The 19,147-nt window shown below is 38.3% G+C and carries 17 protein-coding genes; 15 read left to right on the forward strand and 2 right to left on the reverse strand.

What is annotated here, in order from left to right:
• Positions 1 to 13: 13 nt before the first annotated feature.
• The 6 genes from KTH84_RS01895 (at position 14) to KTH84_RS01920 (ending at position 8,485) form a co-directional block, all read left to right on the forward strand.
• A complete protein-coding gene (locus KTH84_RS01895; protein ID WP_262472472.1) occupies positions 14 to 1,837 on the forward strand; it encodes an ABC transporter substrate-binding protein in 1,824 nt (607 codons plus the stop codon).
• A 20-nt stretch (positions 1,838 to 1,857) separates the two neighbouring features.
• A complete protein-coding gene (locus KTH84_RS01900; RefSeq protein WP_262471758.1) occupies positions 1,858 to 3,870 on the forward strand; it encodes a M3 family metallopeptidase in 2,013 nt (670 codons plus the stop codon).
• Between the two features lie 12 nt (positions 3,871 to 3,882).
• A complete protein-coding gene (locus tag KTH84_RS01905; protein WP_133973827.1) occupies positions 3,883 to 4,821 on the forward strand; it encodes an ABC transporter permease in 939 nt (312 codons plus the stop codon).
• A 7-nt stretch (positions 4,822 to 4,828) separates the two neighbouring features.
• Positions 4,829 to 5,971 (forward strand): ABC transporter permease, encoded by a 1,143-nt coding sequence (locus KTH84_RS01910; RefSeq protein WP_133973825.1) that lies wholly within the window; start codon positions 4,829 to 4,831, stop codon positions 5,969 to 5,971.
• Positions 5,972 to 5,984: 13 nt separating this feature from the next.
• Positions 5,985 to 7,718, forward strand: a complete 1,734-nt coding sequence (locus tag KTH84_RS01915; protein WP_262471759.1) for an ABC transporter ATP-binding protein — start codon at positions 5,985 to 5,987, stop codon at positions 7,716 to 7,718.
• A 107-nt stretch (positions 7,719 to 7,825) separates the two neighbouring features.
• Positions 7,826 to 8,485, forward strand: a complete 660-nt coding sequence (locus KTH84_RS01920) for an SOS response-associated peptidase (protein ID WP_262472474.1) — start codon at positions 7,826 to 7,828, stop codon at positions 8,483 to 8,485.
• 59 nt (positions 8,486 to 8,544) lie between these two features.
• Here the strand turns inward: KTH84_RS01920 and KTH84_RS01925 are convergent, their stop codons facing one another.
• The gene (locus KTH84_RS01925; RefSeq protein WP_003651529.1) at positions 8,545 to 8,913 is read right to left on the reverse strand and encodes a hypothetical protein; all 369 of its coding nucleotides are present in this window, start codon (positions 8,911 to 8,913) and stop codon (positions 8,545 to 8,547) included.
• A 298-nt stretch (positions 8,914 to 9,211) separates the two neighbouring features.
• Between KTH84_RS01925 and KTH84_RS01930 the strand changes: the two genes are divergently transcribed.
• Both KTH84_RS01930 and KTH84_RS01935 read left to right on the forward strand, forming a co-directional pair.
• Positions 9,212 to 10,069: a 3'(2'),5'-bisphosphate nucleotidase CysQ gene (locus KTH84_RS01930; protein WP_262471760.1), complete on the forward strand. Its 858-nt coding sequence runs from the start codon at positions 9,212 to 9,214 to the stop codon at positions 10,067 to 10,069.
• Between the two features lie 57 nt (positions 10,070 to 10,126).
• Positions 10,127 to 10,861, forward strand: a complete 735-nt coding sequence (locus KTH84_RS01935; protein ID WP_262471761.1) for a histidine phosphatase family protein — start codon at positions 10,127 to 10,129, stop codon at positions 10,859 to 10,861.
• Positions 10,862 to 10,918: 57 nt separating this feature from the next.
• On the opposite strand, the gene rpsT is transcribed toward KTH84_RS01935, so the two are convergent.
• Positions 10,919 to 11,185: a 30S ribosomal protein S20 gene (gene rpsT / locus KTH84_RS01940; RefSeq protein WP_003651535.1), complete on the reverse strand. Its 267-nt coding sequence runs from the start codon at positions 11,183 to 11,185 to the stop codon at positions 10,919 to 10,921.
• A gap of 212 nt (positions 11,186 to 11,397) precedes the next feature.
• On the opposite strand from rpsT, the gene KTH84_RS01945 reads away from it, so the two are divergent.
• The 7 genes from KTH84_RS01945 (at position 11,398) to KTH84_RS01975 (ending at position 19,119) form a co-directional block, all read left to right on the forward strand.
• Positions 11,398 to 12,063 carry a nucleoside-diphosphate sugar epimerase gene (locus KTH84_RS01945; RefSeq protein WP_262471762.1) on the forward strand — a complete coding sequence of 222 codons (666 nt, stop codon included), beginning with the start codon at positions 11,398 to 11,400 and terminating at the stop codon, positions 12,061 to 12,063.
• Between the two features lie 12 nt (positions 12,064 to 12,075).
• On the forward strand, positions 12,076 to 12,582 hold the full coding sequence (gene rraA, locus KTH84_RS01950) for a ribonuclease E activity regulator RraA (protein WP_262471763.1): 507 nt from the start codon (positions 12,076 to 12,078) through the stop codon (positions 12,580 to 12,582).
• 21 nt (positions 12,583 to 12,603) lie between these two features.
• Positions 12,604 to 13,386 (forward strand): glutathione S-transferase N-terminal domain-containing protein, encoded by a 783-nt coding sequence (locus KTH84_RS01955; RefSeq protein WP_202742232.1) that lies wholly within the window; start codon positions 12,604 to 12,606, stop codon positions 13,384 to 13,386.
• A 131-nt stretch (positions 13,387 to 13,517) separates the two neighbouring features.
• Entirely contained in the window at positions 13,518 to 14,450 is a 933-nt protein-coding gene (locus KTH84_RS01960) for a Dyp-type peroxidase (protein WP_133973810.1), read from the forward strand.
• Positions 14,451 to 14,530: 80 nt separating this feature from the next.
• On the forward strand, positions 14,531 to 14,887 hold the full coding sequence (locus KTH84_RS01965) for a hypothetical protein (RefSeq protein ID WP_042896486.1): 357 nt from the start codon (positions 14,531 to 14,533) through the stop codon (positions 14,885 to 14,887).
• Positions 14,888 to 15,021: 134 nt separating this feature from the next.
• The gene (mfd, locus tag KTH84_RS01970) at positions 15,022 to 18,483 is read left to right on the forward strand and encodes a transcription-repair coupling factor (protein ID WP_262471764.1); all 3,462 of its coding nucleotides are present in this window, start codon (positions 15,022 to 15,024) and stop codon (positions 18,481 to 18,483) included.
• A gap of 201 nt (positions 18,484 to 18,684) precedes the next feature.
• Positions 18,685 to 19,119, forward strand: coding sequence for an HIT domain-containing protein (locus KTH84_RS01975; RefSeq protein ID WP_004792657.1), 435 nt, complete (start codon positions 18,685 to 18,687; stop codon positions 19,117 to 19,119).
• Positions 19,120 to 19,147 lie beyond the last annotated feature (28 nt).

Genomic DNA, 19,147 nt, shown 5'->3' on the forward strand with positions numbered 1-19,147 from the left:
TTAGATAAAGATAATTATGACTGAAAATTTAATAAAACAGCTCAAGCATTGTAGTGTCAGCCTATTATTCGCCAGTATGGCATTAACTGGATCTACAAGTATTTTTGCGAAAAGCCCAGCCGATCCAAATAAAGTTTTACGTTATGTATTCCCGACAGCTGAAACAGGTTTCGATCCAGCGTACTCACATGATTTATATTCGGCGCATGTAACCACTTCAATATTTGAAACTTTATATACCTATGATTATTTAGCAAGGCCAGCCAAACTCGTCCCACAAGTTGCAACCATGATGCCCGAAGTGAGTGCAGACGGCCTGACTTATACCATTCACATTAAAAAAGGCATTTATTTTACGCCAGACCCTGTTTTTAAAGGGAAGCCTAGAGAGTTAACGGCCAATGATTATGCGTACTCTTTTAAACGGTTGTTGGATCCGAATTTACGTTCTCCCAACAGCTGGTTGTTAGAGAACAAAATTGAAGGTATGGATGCACTAATAAAAGCAGCCAATAAAACCGGAAAATTTAACTATGACCAAAAGGTAAGTGGTTTACAAACACCGGATAGATACACTTTAGTTATTCGTTTAGTTCAGCCTGACTATAACTTTCCTTTATTACTGGCACATGACCCGACAGGTGCTGTGGCGCGTGAAGTCATCGAAAAGTATAAAGACAAAGCTGGTTTTGTCATGGGACATCCTGTAGGTACAGGACCTTATGTACTCAGTAAATGGGTGCCTGCTTCGCGTATTGTTTTAAAATCTAATCCAGATTTTCGTGGTTTCACTTGGAACTTTGCAGCCAGTAGCCCTGAGGATGAGGCAATTGTGAAGCGCCTGAAAGGCAAAAAAATGCCTCAAATTGGTACAATTGATATTCAGGTTATGGAAGAAAATCAATCACGATGGCTGGCATTTCAGCGTGGTGAAATTGATATATTTCAGCTTGAAGGGCAATTGGTCGCGAAGGCGATTAAAGACGGTAAATTAAGACCTGAGCTTGCCAAAGAAGGTGTTCATTTATCTCGTATTGTTGATCCTGAAATTAGCTATATTTATTGGAACCTTAAAAATCCGGTCGTTGGAGGAATGGGTAAGGAAAAAATTGCATTACGCCGTGCAATTGCAATGTCTCGCTCACTAGATCAAGAAATTAAATTAGTAAGAAATGATGATGCCGAGCGTCTACATTTTCCAGTACCACCCGGTGTCGTGGGATATGACCCTCAGTATAGAACCAGTACGCCGTATTCGGTGAAAGCAGCAAATTTACTATTAGATCGATATCACTATAAAAAAGATGCATCAGGTTGGCGCACACAACCAAACGGGAAGCCCCTCGTCATTGAATATATGGCGCGCAGTGACAGTATTGGTCAGCAAAGTGCTGAACTTTGGAAAAAAAACTTTGATAGTTTGAATATTCGAATGGTGTTTAAACCCATGCTGTTTGCAGATCTAATTCGTGCACAAAAACAATGTGAAGGTATGTTTGGTGCTTCTGCATGGATTGCGGATTATCCTGATGGTGATAATTTTATGCAGAATTTTTATGGTCCAAATACACATATGACGAACTGGTCTTGTGGTCCGATTCCAGAGTTTGACCAGTTGTATCGCCAAACTCAACAAATGAAAGCTGGCCCTGAACGGGATGCACTTTATCGAAAAATGACGCGTTTGTTAGAAGTCTATATGCCTGTGCAGATGTCCTATGCCCGCTACCGAAATATGTTGGCCCAGCCACAAATTATTGGATATAAGAAGCATCCAATTTTACATGCTGAGTGGATGTACATTGATATTGATACAAATACTAAATCTAATCATTAAATGAAAAATCTGGAGATATGATGAAGAATAAAACACTAAAAATGACAACGCTATGTATGTTAGCTATAGGTATAAACCAATATGCTTCAGCTGAAATAACTCGTGCTACATTGCCATTACTTAAAGCAAAACAGCTTCCAACATGGTGTGATTCTAATTTAAAAAAAATTCAGCAACAGATTACAGACTTTGAGAAAACACCTGTTGATGCCAACGCAGCAGCGGCACCTATTTTGGCAAAATGGGATAAAATTTTTGCTCATTTTGAAGATTTTTCAGGTCCGATAAGCTTATATAGCAACGTAGACCCAGATGCAAAATTGCGTAAAGCGGCGGAAGATTGTGAAATCAAAATTAATCAGTTTCACACCGATATATTTCAAAATCCCAAACTATATAACTTAATTAAAAACACACAAGCAACTGACCCAGTTGATAAAAAATATCGTCAAGATATCTTGAGCCAATTTGAAGATACAGGTGTTCAACTTGAACCTACAAAACGCGCAAGAATGAAAGCTATTCTGGATGAATTGACTAAATTAGAACAAGAATATGCCCGTAACGTTCGTGATAACCCTGAAAAACTTGAGTTTACTCCTGAAGAGATGAAGGGTTTACCAGAAAGTTATATTTCAGGTTTGAAAAAGAATGCGAAAGGAAATTATTTGGTTAGTTTTGAATATCCAGAATATCGGCCATTTATGGAGTTGGCAGATAATGATGATGCCCGAAAAAGGTATCAGATTGCTTTTACAAGACGTGGTACCGAGCAAAATTTAAAACTACTCAAGCAGGCAATAGATTTGCGTTATGAGTTGGCACAATTGTTTGGAAAAGCAAGTTATGCGGATTGGGTTTTAAAAGATCGTATGGCTAAAACCCCTGATGCTGTAAACCAGTTTTTGGCAGACGTACAAAAAACAGTAGCACCACTTGAACGTAAAGAAGTCGAAGAACTCCGAGCATTTAAAGCGCAAACTTTAAAAACGCCATTAGATAAAACCGAGATAACACGTTGGAGTGAAGCTTACTGGAGTGAAAAACTTCGTAAGAGTAAATATCAGATTGATCAGGAAAAGCTTCGTGATTATTTCCCAACTTTAGCTGCTCAAAAGTGGTTGTTTGCCATTTCATCTGACCTTTACGGTATTGACTTTAAACCTGTCAAAGTAAAAGCATGGCAGAACGAAGTTGAATATTACGATGTAGTTGATAAAAAGACAGGAAAGCTTTTGGGTGGTCTGTATATGGATAAATTCCCTCGTGAGGGGAAATATGGCCATGCCGCAGTTTGGGGAGTATATGGTGGCAGCACTTTAACCAACCGCTTACCAGTTTCAGCACTAGTTACCAACTTTAACCGCAAAGGTTTAAATAGCGATGAGTTAGAAACTTTTGTTCATGAGTTTGGTCATGCCTTACATGGCATTTTGTCAAATACACGTTATGCCAGTCAGTCAGGAACATCCGTAGAACGTGATTTTGTAGAAGCACCTTCTCAAATGTATGAAGAATGGGCGCGCCGTAAAGAAACCTTATCTAAAGTTGCTGATTATTGTGATCCAGCATGCCCGCGCGTTGATGATGAGTTAATTGCACGTTTAAAAGCGGTACATAACTATGGGCGTGGTTTGCGTTATGCACGTCAGACACTCTATGCACAGTACGATATGTCACTACATACTGCTGATGCTTTAAAAGTAAAACCTTTAGAAAATTGGCAAAAAATGGAAGCTGCTACAGCCTTAGGTTATGTGCCAACAACCGAGTTTCCAGGTCAGTTTGGGCATTTGATGGGTGGATATCAAGCAGGTTATTACGGCTATATGTGGTCTGAAGTTTTGGCTTTAGACATGCTTTCTGCGTATGGTGATAACCTCAATAATCCACAAGTAGGCCAACGTTACCGTCAAACGATTTTATCGCAGGGTAGTCAAAAGCCAGCAGCTGAGTTAGTGAAAGATTTTCTTGGTCGTGAGCCTGACAACAAAGCGTTCTTTAATGAAATTACCGGACAACGGGTTAAATAAGGAATTATCACTATGCTGGCATATGTTATTCGGCGTTTATGGCAGATGATTCCAACCATGTTGGGGGTAGTCTTACTTATTTTTATTCTTTTTAACTGGGTCGGTGGAGATCCTGCATATATTTTAGCAGGCAAGATGTCTAATCCTGAGCAGATCGAAAACATTCGTAAACAGCTAGGTGTCGATCAGCCGTATTACGTTCAGCTTTGGATTTTCATTAAACAAATACTAACTTTTGATTATGGTGCAAGTTGGAGTACTGGCGAACCTGTTTCCCAAATTATTTTAACCCGCTTAGGGCCGTCGCTCACGCTCTTAATTCCGCTCACTATTTTACAGACCGTTATTTCAATTATTTTGGCCTTAGCTGTTGCAGCGGTACGAGGTTCTCTAACAGACCGTATGGTAATGATGTTATGTACTATTGCTATGTCGATCAGCATTTTAGTTTACATTATTGTTTTTCAATATGTTCTGGCTTATCAGCTCAGTTGGTTCCCTGTACAAGGCTGGAGTGACACCTTTACTGAGAATTTATTTAAATTTGCCTTACTTCCAGTTTTAATCATGTTGGTTGTGAGTATTGCACCGACCTTACGTTTGTATCGTAGTTTTGTGCTTGATGAGATTAATCAAGATTACGTTAGAACGGCACGTGCTAAAGGTGTCGGTGAAAGCCGAATTTTGGGAGTTCATGTACTACGTAACGCTTCAATTCCGATTATTACCGATGTGATGTCTACTTTACCGGCGTTACTCATAGGCGCATTTTTAATTGAACGTTTTTTTGGTATTCCTGGTATTGGTCGAGAGGTCATTATTGCAGTTGAACGAAGTGATTTTCCTGTTATTAAGGCAATTACAGTATACATCGCAGCTGCAACCATGATTTTTAATCTGATTGCTGATTTAGTCTACAAAGTGGTTGATCCACGTGTACAGTTGAAGTAGGTGGGCTATGCTGAGCGTTTTATCAAAAAGAAAACAACAAACAAAAGCCGAAGCTCATTCATCTGGTCTGTGGAAACTTGCCATGCGACGTCTTCGGGCTGACAAGATCGCAATGTCATCGTTAGCGATCGTATTGCTTTATTTTATTATCTTGGTTCTATCAATGACGGGTGTGATTGCATCTGACTGGAATAAAGAGGTTGCAGTGAGCTACGCACCTCCCACATTTATAGGTGCAGATAAGACAACAGATGCTGAACAAAATGCTGCGGCGGTTGACGAGGAGTTACCAATAAATCCGGTAGATCCTTTAAAAGATGTTATCAAAGAACTGAATGCGCAGATTAAACAAAGCAAGAGTTCAGGGGACGCGATTGATTACTATGGCGTAGCTGATCCATTAGCTGATGATATGAAAGCCATTGATCAGCAACTTGGTGGACATCTTTTAGACCAGCAAACAGAACTGAAAAGTACACTTGTCTTTGGAGCTGATAAGTGGGGACAAGATGTTTTAAAGAAAACAATTAAAGGGGCTGAAACTTCAATTCTTGTTGGGGTTATATCTGCTTTACTTGCAGTAGGTATCGGTACGCTTTTAGGTGCAATTTCAGGATATTTTGGCGGTTGGGTCGATGATATTCTCAACTGGTTTTACAACATTTTTACCTCAATTCCATATTTATTATTAGTGCTTGCGATTGCTGCCGTACTTCAACAAAAAGGTATTTTATCTATTGTTCTGATTTTAGGTTTAACGGGTTGGACCGGGGTTTATCGGTTAATTCGTGCCGAATATATGAAGCATACTGCACGTGAATACGTTCTTGCAGCTAAAGCAATTGGCGTTGGACATTTCCGTCGTATGTTTATTCATATTTTTCCAAACGTCAGCCATATCGCTTTAGTTCAAATGTCGATTTTGGTGGTTTCTTTTATTAAATCTGAAGTCATTTTGAGTTTCTTGGGTTTTGGTGTACCAGTCGGTGTGGTGTCTTGGGGCAGCATGTTAAATGAAGCACAAAGTGAACTTCTTTTAGGTAAATGGTGGCAGCTAGTCGCAGCCTCTGTCGCAATGGCTATTTTGGTGACCGCATTTTCAATGTTTACTGATGCACTTCGTGATGCGTTAGACCCAAAGCTAAAATAAGAGGAAGGTCCAAATGATAGAACAAGAAAATAAAAATGCGCCGTTACTTCATGTTAAAAATTTACGAGTAAGTTTTAAAGGTGAAGATAAGCAATATATTGAAACCGTAAAAGGAATTTCTTTTGATATTCCAGCAAATACTACAGTTGCTTTAGTCGGTGAGTCGGGCAGTGGTAAATCGGTAACTTCATTAGCTGCTATGGGGTTATTACCTGTAGGGCAAAGCAAAATTGATGATCAAAGTAAAATTATATTTGAAGGTAAAGACTTACTCAGTTTATCTCGTAAAGACATGCGGAAAATCTGTGGTAAAGATATTGCCATGATTTTTCAAGAACCGATGTCATCATTAAACCCAGTTTTTACGGTTGGTAATCAAATTGCTGAAGTGTTGTGTTTGCACATGGGGTTGAGCCGTAAACAGGCTCGCCAGCGTGTTTTGGAGTTGCTTAAAGAAGTCGGTATTCCTTCACCTGAAATTAAAATTGATGCCTATCCCAATCAACTTTCTGGTGGTCAACAGCAACGTGTCATGATTGCAATGGCGATTGCTTGTGAACCTAAGCTACTAATTGCCGATGAGCCGACGACAGCACTTGATGTCACGATTCAAAAACAGATCATTGATTTACTCGAGTCATTGCGTAAGCGCCGTCAAATGTCGATGCTTTTTATTACCCACGATTTGGCGTTGGTCGGTGAAATTGCAGATAAAGTCATTGTGATGCGTCAGGGGGAGATTAGAGAGCAAGGCGCTGCTGAACAGGTTCTTGATCAACCTCAAGATGTATATACCCGAGCATTACTTTACTGTCGCCCCCAAATATCACAGCGTCCTTATCGGTTGCCTGTGACCAGTGATTTTATGCGCCAAGAAGATAATGTCTTGGTTGAGCAAAGTTTTGATGCTTCCGAAATTCCACAACGTAAACGTGGCTTAAATGGCGATGAGCAAATTATTTTAGAAGTAAAAAATCTGAAAAAAAGCTTTTATAGCCGTAAAGGATTATTTGGCAAAGAAGAGTTTCAGGCAGTAAAAGGAGTTTCTTTTAAACTTGCTAAAGGAAAAACTTTAGGTTTAGTCGGCGAATCAGGTTCAGGTAAAACGACGGTAGGTCTATTACTCATGCGTTTACATCAAGCATCTGGTGGGCAGGCTTTCATTGAAGGAAAAGATATTCTTTCATTAACTGAAAAAGAGTTTGCTAAATATCAACGGAAAATCCAGATTATCTTTCAAAACCCATATGCCTCTCTTAATCCACGCTTTACGGTTGGGCAGATTTTATTAGAACCTATGCAAATCCATAACATTGGTAAAGATGATGCTGAGCGTAAACAAATTGCGCTTGAACTGCTTGAACGAGTGAATTTACCTGAGCAAGCTTATTATCGATATCCTCATGAATTTTCAGGAGGACAACGTCAACGTATTGCGATTGCACGATGTTTAACCTTAAAGCCTGAAATTTTGATTTGTGATGAATCTGTTTCGGCGCTCGATGTTTCAGTCCAAGCACAGGTACTTAACTTACTACAAGATTTACAAGATGAGTTTGGACTCAGTTATATCTTTATTTCACATGATTTATCGGTCGTGAAATATATTTCTGATCAGGTGATGGTCATGAATTATGGTGAAGTTGTTGAAATTGCCAATTCGGATGAGCTCTATGCACATCCTCAACATGATTACACTAAACGGCTATTACAGGCGATTCCTCAAGGAATTCAGCACATTTCGTGAGCGTAAAGTTATGTCGTTAAAGGCACGTTCGAGTGCCTTTTTATTTGGTTTATTGACTAAATGCTTATAAAATAAGAGAAGTAAATGTGGAGTATTTTATTTTTACTATGTGCGCTAACTTTAAACCTTTAACTCTTGCCCAATTGCAGCAACTTCAGTTGCCTGTGGTCGGCTTTAGTTATGCCGATGAGGTTTACCCTGCTGGAACAATGCCGCTATTATTTAAATCTCCACAAGGTCTTGAGTGGCGTGAAGTCATGTTTGGATTGGTTCCAAAATGGGCCGAAGATACAAACATAGCAAAACATACTTACAATGCCCGTCATGAAACGATTTTCCAAAAACCGAGTTTTCAAGAAGCTGCACTTAAATGTAAGTTCGGTGTGATTCCGGTGACTGAGTTTTATGAAAGTAAATATATAAATGATAAACCTGAGCGGTGGGGAGTACGCCGTAAAGATGGACAGGCTTTTTTTATTGCAGCCATTTATGAAATTTGCAAAATCAATGAGACGGTTATTCGTTCTGCAAGTATGTTGACTATGGATGCGATCGACCACCCAATGATGAAAGATTTTCACGAGCCTGGCGATGTAAAAAGATCAGTGATTGTGATTCCACATGACCGATTAGAAGAGTGGTTGAGTTTGGAGTCACCCGATATTTCAAGCTTTATCGAAGGTTTTCCAGTTGAGGCGTTTGAATGCTCTCATGTGCCAAAAGAAAAAATTATAAAACCAACACCACAGTTAAGCATGTTTGACTAACGTAAATAAAAGCAGAATGAGGTTATTGATGTTACACCTGAATCAATAACCTATATTGCTTATTCAATAGTTTTACTTAAAGTTTGCACTTCTGAATCTTGAGCTAGGTAGCTCAACTCAATTGGTGAAATCACAAAAGTGGTATTGTCTGATGTCTGTTTAAATACAAAGCCATACTCAAAAGACTGGCTATTTTTACTTGGTAACCAGAATAGATAAGGACATCCTGTGTAACTACCATCCCAACCCATTTCTCTTGCTAAAGCTAAAGCTGTATCTGATTTCGCAATGATTTCTTTGAGAGACTCTTTATCTCTTGTTGAAACACCACCATCATCATCTGCAAATGTTTGTAGAAACTCATTTAAGGGAGTGAGTTCTTCCCAATTGTGTTCTATTGTCGAGAAATGATATCCATATAGCATCATGTACGCTTTCTTCCATCTTGTTATTGTGTGATTGAACATAACAAGAAATACATGAAAAGGAAATGGATAAATCTGATTTAAGTTGTTTATTTTTCATCACTTATAGATTGTTTTTTGTACGTGATAAAGGCTTCTTTTAAACACTATAATTATTCATATTAACTATATAGCGTACATAAAAAGCAGCGATCATCTAATCATTAAGATAAATGACTATTTTAGTAAATCAAACTGTTGGCGAATACTGAATCGTTCATAATTCACCTATAATAGAAATGAAACTATGTAGAGCATATTTATGTTTATAACAACTACACGCCCACAAGATACTTTGATTAATCAGCTTCTTCCAATTTTGGAGCAAGCGAGCCAAATTTTATTACAAGAATATCAAAATTATTCTGCGGGTTATGAGTTTACTATTCACGAAAAACAAGATGATTCACCTGTAACTCAAGCAGATTTAAAAGTGAACCTTTTCTTATTAAAGCACTTGGCAGAGATTACGCCAGACTTGCCGGTTTTGTCTGAAGAAAGTGATTATAGTGCTCGGCATGAGTGGCCTACATGCTGGATGTTAGATCCTCTTGATGGAACTAAAGAGTTTATACATGAGCGTGATGAGTTTACGATCAACCTAAGTTTGATTAAGGGTAAAGAGACGATTTTTTCAGTTATTGCTGTGCCATGTGAACAAGTCGTGTACTTGGGATATCTGCAAGATTTACCTTTTAAATATAGTTTCACTCAAAAACAGTGGTATCAATATCAAATAACCTCGTTTTCGCCAGATGAGCCTATTCAAATAGGACTTAGTCATGGCAGTAAAAATCCGAAATATCAAAAATTTATTCAACCTATTGAAGAAAAACATAGCATTATTCGACGAGAAGCGGGCAGTGCCTATAAATTTTGTATGATGTTAGAAGGTGAAATAGATATTTACCCTCGATTCCATCCGACTTCTGAATGGGACACAAGTTCTGGTCAAGGTTTGTTAGAAAGTATAGGCGGTGGCTTACTTACTCTCGATGGAAAACCTTTTGAATATAACCAGAGACACACGGTTTTAAATAAGGGATTTATCGCATTTCGTGATGAGGAAAGCAAAAAAATAGCATTTGAAGCATTAGCCCAATCAGGTGTTATCGATTGAGAGTTATGCCAGACATGTTATAGTGGCAAGGTATTGAAAAAAGATGACAAGATAAAAATGGCACTCGATTTATTGCCTAAAAGTATGTTTGAAGCAATTGATTTATTGCCCGATGCTTCAACTCCTGTGACCTTATTTACGCGCCATTCTCTAAGAGAACTTGTGGATGGGCAAGGTTTAGCTGGATATGATCTGCAACTCACTCCTCAAGGGCGTGAGCTTGCGCAGGCATGGGGTAACTATTTAATCAAAAATACAGATCGTGTTATTCAGCATTGTATTTCAAGTCCCATACAGCGTTGTGTCGATACGGCTGCCCTCATGATTGAAGGGGCTGATGACGTAAGGCCTGAATTTAATACGCATACAATTGAAATTATTGAGCAAGGACTACTGGTTGAGCCAGGGAGTTTTGTACTCGATATACAACAAGCTGCTCCTTATTTTAAGAAGCAAGGTGCTTTGGGTTTTATTAATAGTTTTGTAAATAATGCATTACCTGGTATGAAACACCCAATCACTGGTGTTTTAGACGTACTAGAGCTTATTTATCATACGCACCCTAAAACTCAAGGCGGACTTAGTTTAGCTGTTAGCCATGACACTATTATTGCTGCAATTGTTGCTGTAATTTCTGGTGAAAATAAAATTAAGAAAGAAGATTGGCCTGAAATGATGGAAGGCTTATTTGTATGGTTTGAAGGCGAAGAATTTCCAAATTGCAAATTAAAATGGATTTGGAGAGGTAAGGCCTATGAGCTGAATGTAGCCAAATTTGGAAAAACGCTATAAGCTCAAAAATGATAGATCATAAAAAAAGCCCTATTGGGCTTTTTTTACATGCTTTAATTAGTTAGCTAACGCTTTAACTTGAGCATTTAAACGGCTCTTATGACGAGCAGCTTTATTTTTGTGGATGATGCCTTTATCAGCCATACGGTCGATTACAGGAACAGCTTTTTGGTAAGCTTCTGTAGCAACAGCATGATCACCACCAGCAATTGCACTTAAAGTACGTTTGATGTATGTACGAACCATAGAACGCAAGCTTGCGTTGTGTTTACGTGCAGTAACGTTTTGACGCGCACGTTTTTTAGCTTGAGCAGAGTTTGCCACTCTTGCACTCCTTGAAAATAAGTTGGTCTGGGCGGGCTGTGGTCAATCCAGTAAACTGGTGTAACCATCACCAGCCCGTAAACAAGTGCCATATTGTGATGAATAGACACCGTGAAGTCAAGCCTTGAGAACGTTTTAAGCTGTTTTAGGGGCTGTTAAAACGGTAAGAAAAGGTTAAATTTAAAACAAAGTTAGATAGGGATGGATAAAAAATGACAGCAACTAAGAAAAAAGCGATTGTGCTAGGCGCAACAGGGCTAGTCGGGTTAGCGCTTGTAGAAAAGCTCCAGCAGGCTCCAGAATTTGAAGCCATTACCGTAGTGGTTAGAAAAGAATCTCAAGTATTTAATACATATGACAAAGTTAATCAGCTCATCATAGAAGATTTCTTAATGTTGAATGATGAAGATGTGAATGGTCATACCCATGCATTTAGCTGTTTGGGCACAACATTAAAAAATGCGGGCTCAAAGCAAGGTTTCTACGCGGTAGATTATGAAATCAATGCTCATTTTGCAGATTTGGTACAAGATAAACATATTCATCTTTTGTTAGTAAGTGCGCTTGGTGCAAATTCGAATTCACCCGTTTTCTATAATAAAGTGAAAGGACAACTAGAAGATTATATTGAGAGTCTGGGAATTGAAAAATTATCTATTTTTAGACCATCTTTACTGATCGGTAAGCGCAGTGATGTACGTCTTATCGAAGACTTGGGGCAAAGTCTATTTAAATTTATTGAGAATAAATTGCAGAAACCATTCAAATATAAGCCTGTAACTGCCGAGCAATTGGCTCATACCATGGTCGTAGCGGCGCTAATGCAAATTGAAGCGTTCAAACGATATGATAATCTGAGCATACAGAAAACTCGATAAGGGAAAATAGAAGTGTCCACAGTACCGTTTGTAACATGTGATTTATTAGATGATAACCCTGAAAAAGACTTACAAGTTGTAATTCCCTCAATGGATGGAAAGTTCTTTCAAAGTTATGGAGCGCGTAAAACTTTTGGGGGACAGGTTGTAACAGTAAAGTGTTTTGAAGATAACTCGCGTGTAAAAGAGTTATTGGCAACAGATGGTACAGATAAAGTACTCGTTGTAGATGGTGGTGCATCTATGCGTTGTGCGCTTATGGGGGACCTGATTGCAGAATCGGCAGTTAAAAATAACTGGAATGGTGCTATAATTTATGGCTGTGTACGCGATGTCGATGCTATTGCTACCCTTGATTTAGGTATACATGCATTGGCAGCAATTCCCCAAAAAAGTAATCGTAAAGGCATTGGCGAAGTAGATACCACTTTGTATTTTGGTGGTGTCACAATTCAATCAGGCGATTATATTTATGCTGATAATAATGGAATTGTGATTTCAAAAGAAAAATTAGTGTAATCACAGTCTATAAAGGATCGCATGATGGTGAATCATCAAATTAAAGTATTACAGGCGGTTGTCTCTGCAATTGCTGAAGGTGGTCGGGGCGTAACAGGTACAGCATTTCCTCAGCAACCTGTAAAAGCCTTGAAGTTATATGAGTTTGAAGGTTCACCATTTTGCCGTCGTGTCCGTGAAGTCCTTACACTTTTAAATCTGGATGTCGAAATTTATCCATGTCCTAAAGGTGGGACAAAGCATCGTTCGGTTGTAAAAGAAAAAGGTGGCAAATTACGGTTTCCTTTTTTAGTAGATGAAAATACAGGTGACTACTTATATGAGTCACAAGAAATTATTCATCATTTATTTAAACACTACGGTAAGACTGGAAAGACGCCTCAGAAATTTTCGAGTTACCCTAAGGTCCCTTATGCTGCATTTGCTGGGACCATACTAAATGGTGCTCGAGGCGTTTGGATAAACAAAAAAATCATTAATAGAGCAGCACCTGAGCACAAACTTGAGTTATGGAGTTTTGAGGCAAGTCCTTATTCCCGAGTTGTAAGGAGTCTACTCTGTGAGCTAGAGCTTCCTTATATTCTGCATAATGTTGCAAAAGAACGATGGCAAGATCAAGGCCCAGCTATTCTTCGCTTAAAACCAGGTAAATATGTGCCTCTAAAAGGTGGAAAACGAGAAAAAATGTTGCCTATTATGCAAGGTAAAATGCAGGTACCTTATTTAGTAGATCCAAATACTGGAGTGAAGATGTTTGAATCTGCTCAAATCGTAAAATATTTAAAGAAGCAATATGCTCGTTGATTAATTAAGATAATTTTTTCAGAGTTTAAGATAATTTATTTAAACTCTGAAAAAGATCAGATTTTATAAGAGCATGAATATGCTAAATTAATAAGATTAAGTACCCAAATAAGGCATATTTTATGGAATGTATGAGAATTCAACCTGTAACGAGCAGTCCTGGTGAAAATGCACTATTTATCGTATTGGGACTCACTCAAGGTGATTCTGTAATAGAAAAAGTAAAAGATTTTGCTAGTAATTTTTCCGCATTAACAAGAAGCCTGTCCAATCGTTATCCAGAAAGTAAATTTAATGCTACTTTGGGTTTTAGTTCCAATGCATGGGATATTTTATTTCCAGAGCAAGCGAAACCTCAAGAATTAGAAACATTTAAAGAAATTAAAGGGCCGAAATACACGGCTGTTTCAACACATGGTGATCTATTTTTTCATATCCGTGCTGATCGTCAGGCTCTATGTTATGAGCTGGGTAATATAATCAATCAACAACTTGGTAAAGTGACTTATTCAATTGATGAAGTTCATGGTTTTCGTTATTTTGATGGGCGAGCGATTATTGGCTTTGTAGATGGAACAGAAAATCCAGAACCAGTTATTGCAGCGCAGTGGGCATTAGTAGGCAATGAAGATCCTGATTTTATCGGGGGGAGTTATGCTTTTATCCAGAAATACACACACGACATGGAGAAATGGCGTGGGTTGAGCGATGAAGAGCAAGAAAAGGTAATTGGCCGTAAAAAGTTCAATGATATTGAGCTAGGTGATGATGAAAAGCCTGTAACAGCTCATAATGTCGTAAGTAAAGCACATGATGCAGACGGTAATGAGCTTAAAATTATGCGAGCTAATATGCCTTTTTCAAACCCGTCAAAAAATGAATATGGCACATTTTTTATTGGTTACTCACGTAAATTTAGTACAACCCGACAAATGCTAGAAAACATGTTCTTAGGAAATGAGCATGGTAATCTTGATCGGTTGCTTGACTTTAGTACCGCACAGACTGGTACTTTATTTTTTGTACCTACTGTCGATTTCCTTGATGATTTAGGCGATGAATAGCCGTTAAATTAGAAGGCTTAAATGATGGGAGTAACTAGAACTTCCATTGCTTGAATTGAAAATTAATATGATGTGATAAAATGTTTAAGAAGATAACGCAGCTTTTTCAAGGCTCAAAAGAAACACCAGAACAAACTTACTTGCAAGAGAATCAATTAAAATTTGATTCTGAACGCGGTCCTATCATTAAAGATGTAGTGATTAATGAAAAATGGTCAGAACATCTTGAGTATTTCTCAAACCGTAAATTGCAAAATTTTGATAATCTTCAAAAGTTATTTTTAATTACTCCACAAATTAATGAAAAGATTGATCTGGAAATCGCAACTCAACGTTATGTAGAAAGATTAGGAAATACACAAGAAAAACTGCTTCAGCTTAAAGCGATTATACAAATATTAAATCAATATTACGTTTTGTTTTTGCGTGATAAATAATCATAGTTGATTGATTAAAAAATATAAAAGGTAGAGCTAACTAGTAGTTTGATTTTCAAAAAAATAACTCAATTCACTAAAAACATCATGCTACTATTAGGCTCATATCTTCTTAGCTGATAAAAGCCACATACATGTTTCAACAAGAAATCTCTCAATTGAATTTACAACAGCTCAAAGCCGGTGAAAAGCGTTGGGTAGGGTCGTTATTAGGTTCATCTGCTGCATTATTATTCAAAGAAATTGCTGTTCAGCATTCATCTTTGCTCGTTGTAGTGGCTCGAAATAACCAACATGTTGCTCAATTAGAAAGTGAACTTGAGTTTTATGGCATAAAACCGACAATTTTTCCTGATTGGGAAATCTTGCCATATGATCGCTTGTCACCTCATCAAGATATTGTTTCAGAACGTCTCGCAATTTTATCTAATATGCCTCAGAAGGGTGTATTACTCCTTTCAGCAAGTACTTTAGCTCAAAGAGTTGCACCGTATTCATGGGTTTTGGGTGAACATTTTGATATTCATGTTGGACAAAAATTCGATTTAGAGCAACAGAAGTTACGATTGGTACAAGCTGGTTATCATTTGGTAGATACTGTTTATGATCACGGTGAGTTTGCTGTACGTGGCAGTATTATGGATATTTTTGCGTCAGGACAAGAAGCGCCTATTCGTATTGATCTGTTTGATGATGAAATTGATACATTAAAATTCTTTGATCCAGAAACGCAAAGAACCACAACAACTCTAAAAAGTTTTACAGTTTTACCTGCAAAAGAATTTCCATTAAAAGAAGCCCGTTCAATTTTTAGAGATCGGTATTCTGAACTTTTCCCTACAGCAAACCCCAAGAAAAATCCAATTTATCAAGATGTTTTGGAGGGAATTGCTTCACCGGGAATTGAATTTTATTTACCATTGTTTTTTGATAAATCACAAATGGAAGCACAAAGTACACTTGCAACGTACTTCCCAAAGAATTGCATTGTAATTACAACTAATGATGTAGACACTGATTTAACAAATTTTTGGAAAGAAGTTTTTCGTCGTTATGAAGACAGACGTCATAACGCAGATCAGCCAATTCTTCCTCCTGAAGAATTATTTATTGCTCCGAATCATTTACTCAATGCTTTAAATCAATTTCCGCGTATGCTCGTGAGTGCAGAAGCGGTTGAAGAAAAAGCTGGTGCATTAAACTTTAAGGTAGAGCCGCCACCCAAGTTAGCGGTCGATCCAAAAAAAGAAAAACCATTCGCGGTAGTCAAAAAATATATTGATGAAGCAAATCATCCGGTCTTGTTGGTTGCAGAAAGTGCAGGTCGACGTGAAAGCTTAAGAGATGGTTTACGTGCCAGTTTAGGAGATATTCCTGGCGTAGACAGTTTTGAGCAATTTCAGACCAGTCAATTTGCGATTGCTATTACAAATGCACCGCTAGACCGTGGGTTGCTTTTAACAGACCAATTGTCGGTTATTTCAGAAAATCAGTTATATGAACATCGGGTAGTTCAGCGTCGTCGTAAACGTCAGCAAGAAGTTTCAGAAGAGTTCTTAATTCGCAGTTTGACTGAATTAAGTATAGATGCTCCTGTTGTTCATATTGATCATGGTGTGGGGCGTTATGCAGGATTAGTTACTTTAGCAATTGAAGGGCAAGATTATGAATTCTTGCAACTAAATTATGCTGAAGGGGCAAAAGTTTATGTGCCTGTGACTAATTTGCATCTTATTAGTCGTTATAGTGGTGGAGACCCAGATTTAGCTCCACTTCATAAAATTGGAAGTGATGCGTGGAGTAAAGCTAAACGCAAAGCTTTAGAACAAATTCATGATGTTGCAGCCGAATTATTACATATACAAGCACGTCGTCAGTCAAAACCTGGTTTTGGTTTTGAACTTGATCAATCACTTTATATGCAATTTGCCAGTGGATTTGCCTACGAAGAAACCCTTGATCAGGCGAATGCTATTGAAGCAACACTTCACGATATGCAACAAGCTAGACCTATGGATCGACTTGTTTGTGGCGATGTAGGTTTTGGTAAAACTGAAGTAGCAATGCGAGCCGCGTTTGTTGCTGTGCAAAACGGCAAGCAAGTTGCTGTTTTGGTACCTACAACTTTACTTGCACAACAACATTACGAGTCTTTTAAAGATCGTTTTGCTGATTGGCCGGTACGTATAGAAGTCTTGTCACGCTTTGGCTCAAATAAAACCCATACAAAAAATATTGAAGATTTAATTGCTGGTAAAGTCGATATTGTGGTGGGAACTCATAAGCTCTTGCAAGAAAATGTGCAATTTAAAGACTTGGGCCTAATGGTGGTCGACGAAGAACATCGATTTGGTGTGCGTGATAAAGAGCGCATTAAAGCTTTGCGTGCAGATGTAGATATGTTGACGCTTACTGCAACACCCATTCCACGAACTTTAAATATGGCTTTTTCGGGAATGCGTGATTTATCTATCATTGCTACACCACCAGCTCGTCGTTTAGCGGTTAAAACCTTTGTACAAGAACATACGGAAGCTTCCATTAAAGAAGCCATCTTGCGTGAATTACTACGTGGTGGCCAAGTATATTTCTTACACAATGAAGTCGATACGATTGAAAGGGCTGCCGAAAACCTCCGTGTTCTTGTGCCTGAAGCTCGTGTGGCAGTCGCTCATGGACAAATGAGGGAAAGAGAGCTCGAACAAGTCATGCAGCAGTTCTATCACAAAGAATTTAATGTATTGGTATGCTCAACCATTATTGAAACTGGAATCGATGTTCCAAATGCCAACACAATTTTGATAGAAAGGGCTGACAAACTTGGTTTAGCTCAATTACATCAATTACGTGGGCGGGTGGGTCGATCACATCATCAAGCCTATGCTTATTTATTAGTTCCTTCTCTAAAACATTTAAAAGGTGATGCAGAAAAGCGTTTGGATGCAATCCAACGTGCTTCAACTCTAGGCGCTGGTTTTATGCTAGCTACAGAAGACTTAGAAATTCGGGGTGCTGGTGAGCTTTTAGGTGAGCAACAAAGCGGTTCAATGCAGGCAATTGGATATAGCTTGTATATGGAAATGCTGGAGAAAGCTACTAAGGCAATTCAGCAAGGTAAAACACCGAATTTTGATGCACCGTTATCACTGACTGCGGAAATTAATTTACATATTCCTGCACTTATCCCAGATGAGTATTTAGGAGATGTGCATCAGCGTTTATTGTTCTATAAACGTATTAGTAATACAGCTACGCAAGAAAAACTCGATAACATCCGTATGGAATTAATTGACCGTTTTGGTGTTCCACCGCAATCGGTTAAACATTTGTTTAGTGTCCATCAGATTCGCTTGAAAGCTGAACACCTAGGTATCACCAAGATCGATATTAATACTCAAGGCGGCAATATTGAATTCTCACCAGATACTCCTGTTCAAGCGATTAGCATTATTCAACTCATGCAAAAGCATCCGACCTATTATCGTATGGAGGGCGGACAGCGTTTAAAAGTTATGGTTCAGCTAGAGGAACATGAAAAACGTATCCAGTTCATTAACGATTTGTTAGCGAAATTATTAACTGAAATACATGTATAAATGATGTTTTGACGCATTTTTTACTACATGTAAATTTTATCTAAGTTGATCGCATGGTTTTATGCACGATTTCTCGGATCAGAAGAGGAATAAGTGCATAAAATCATTGTTATTTGTAATCAAACCAGACACTAGCAATACTCACATCAAAACTGATGTGATAGTATTAGCCATTATTGTTTATTGTCATTTATAAAAGATATGTTTAGTTTGCATCCACAACTTGCTCAAGATACTTTTTTTGTAGGCGATTTTCCGCTTTCAACATGTCGTTTAATGAATGATATGCAATTCCCGTGGCTGATTTTAATCCCTCGTGTGCCGGGAATCACAGAATTATATGAATTGAGCCAAGCTGATCAAGAACAGTTTTTACGTGAATCTAGCTGGTTGTCTAGCCAGTTAGCTCGAGTATTCCGTGCTGATAAAATGAATGTTGCCGCATTAGGTAACATGGTGCCTCAGTTGCATTTCCATCATGTCGTGCGTTATCAAAATGATGTTGCATGGCCTAAGCCAGTTTGGGGTACACCTGCAGTGCCATACACCAATGATGTACTGGCTCATATGCGTCAAACTCTTATGCTTGCTTTACGTGGTCAAGGTGATATGCCTTTTGATTGGCGCATGGATTAAATCGATGTAATGCCACATTTATATAAAT

Origin of the sequence: Acinetobacter sp. WU_MDCI_Abxb74, assembly GCF_025513915.1 — a bacterium.
In the GTDB taxonomy this organism is placed as follows: Bacteria; Pseudomonadota; Gammaproteobacteria; order Pseudomonadales; family Moraxellaceae; genus Acinetobacter; species Acinetobacter calcoaceticus_C.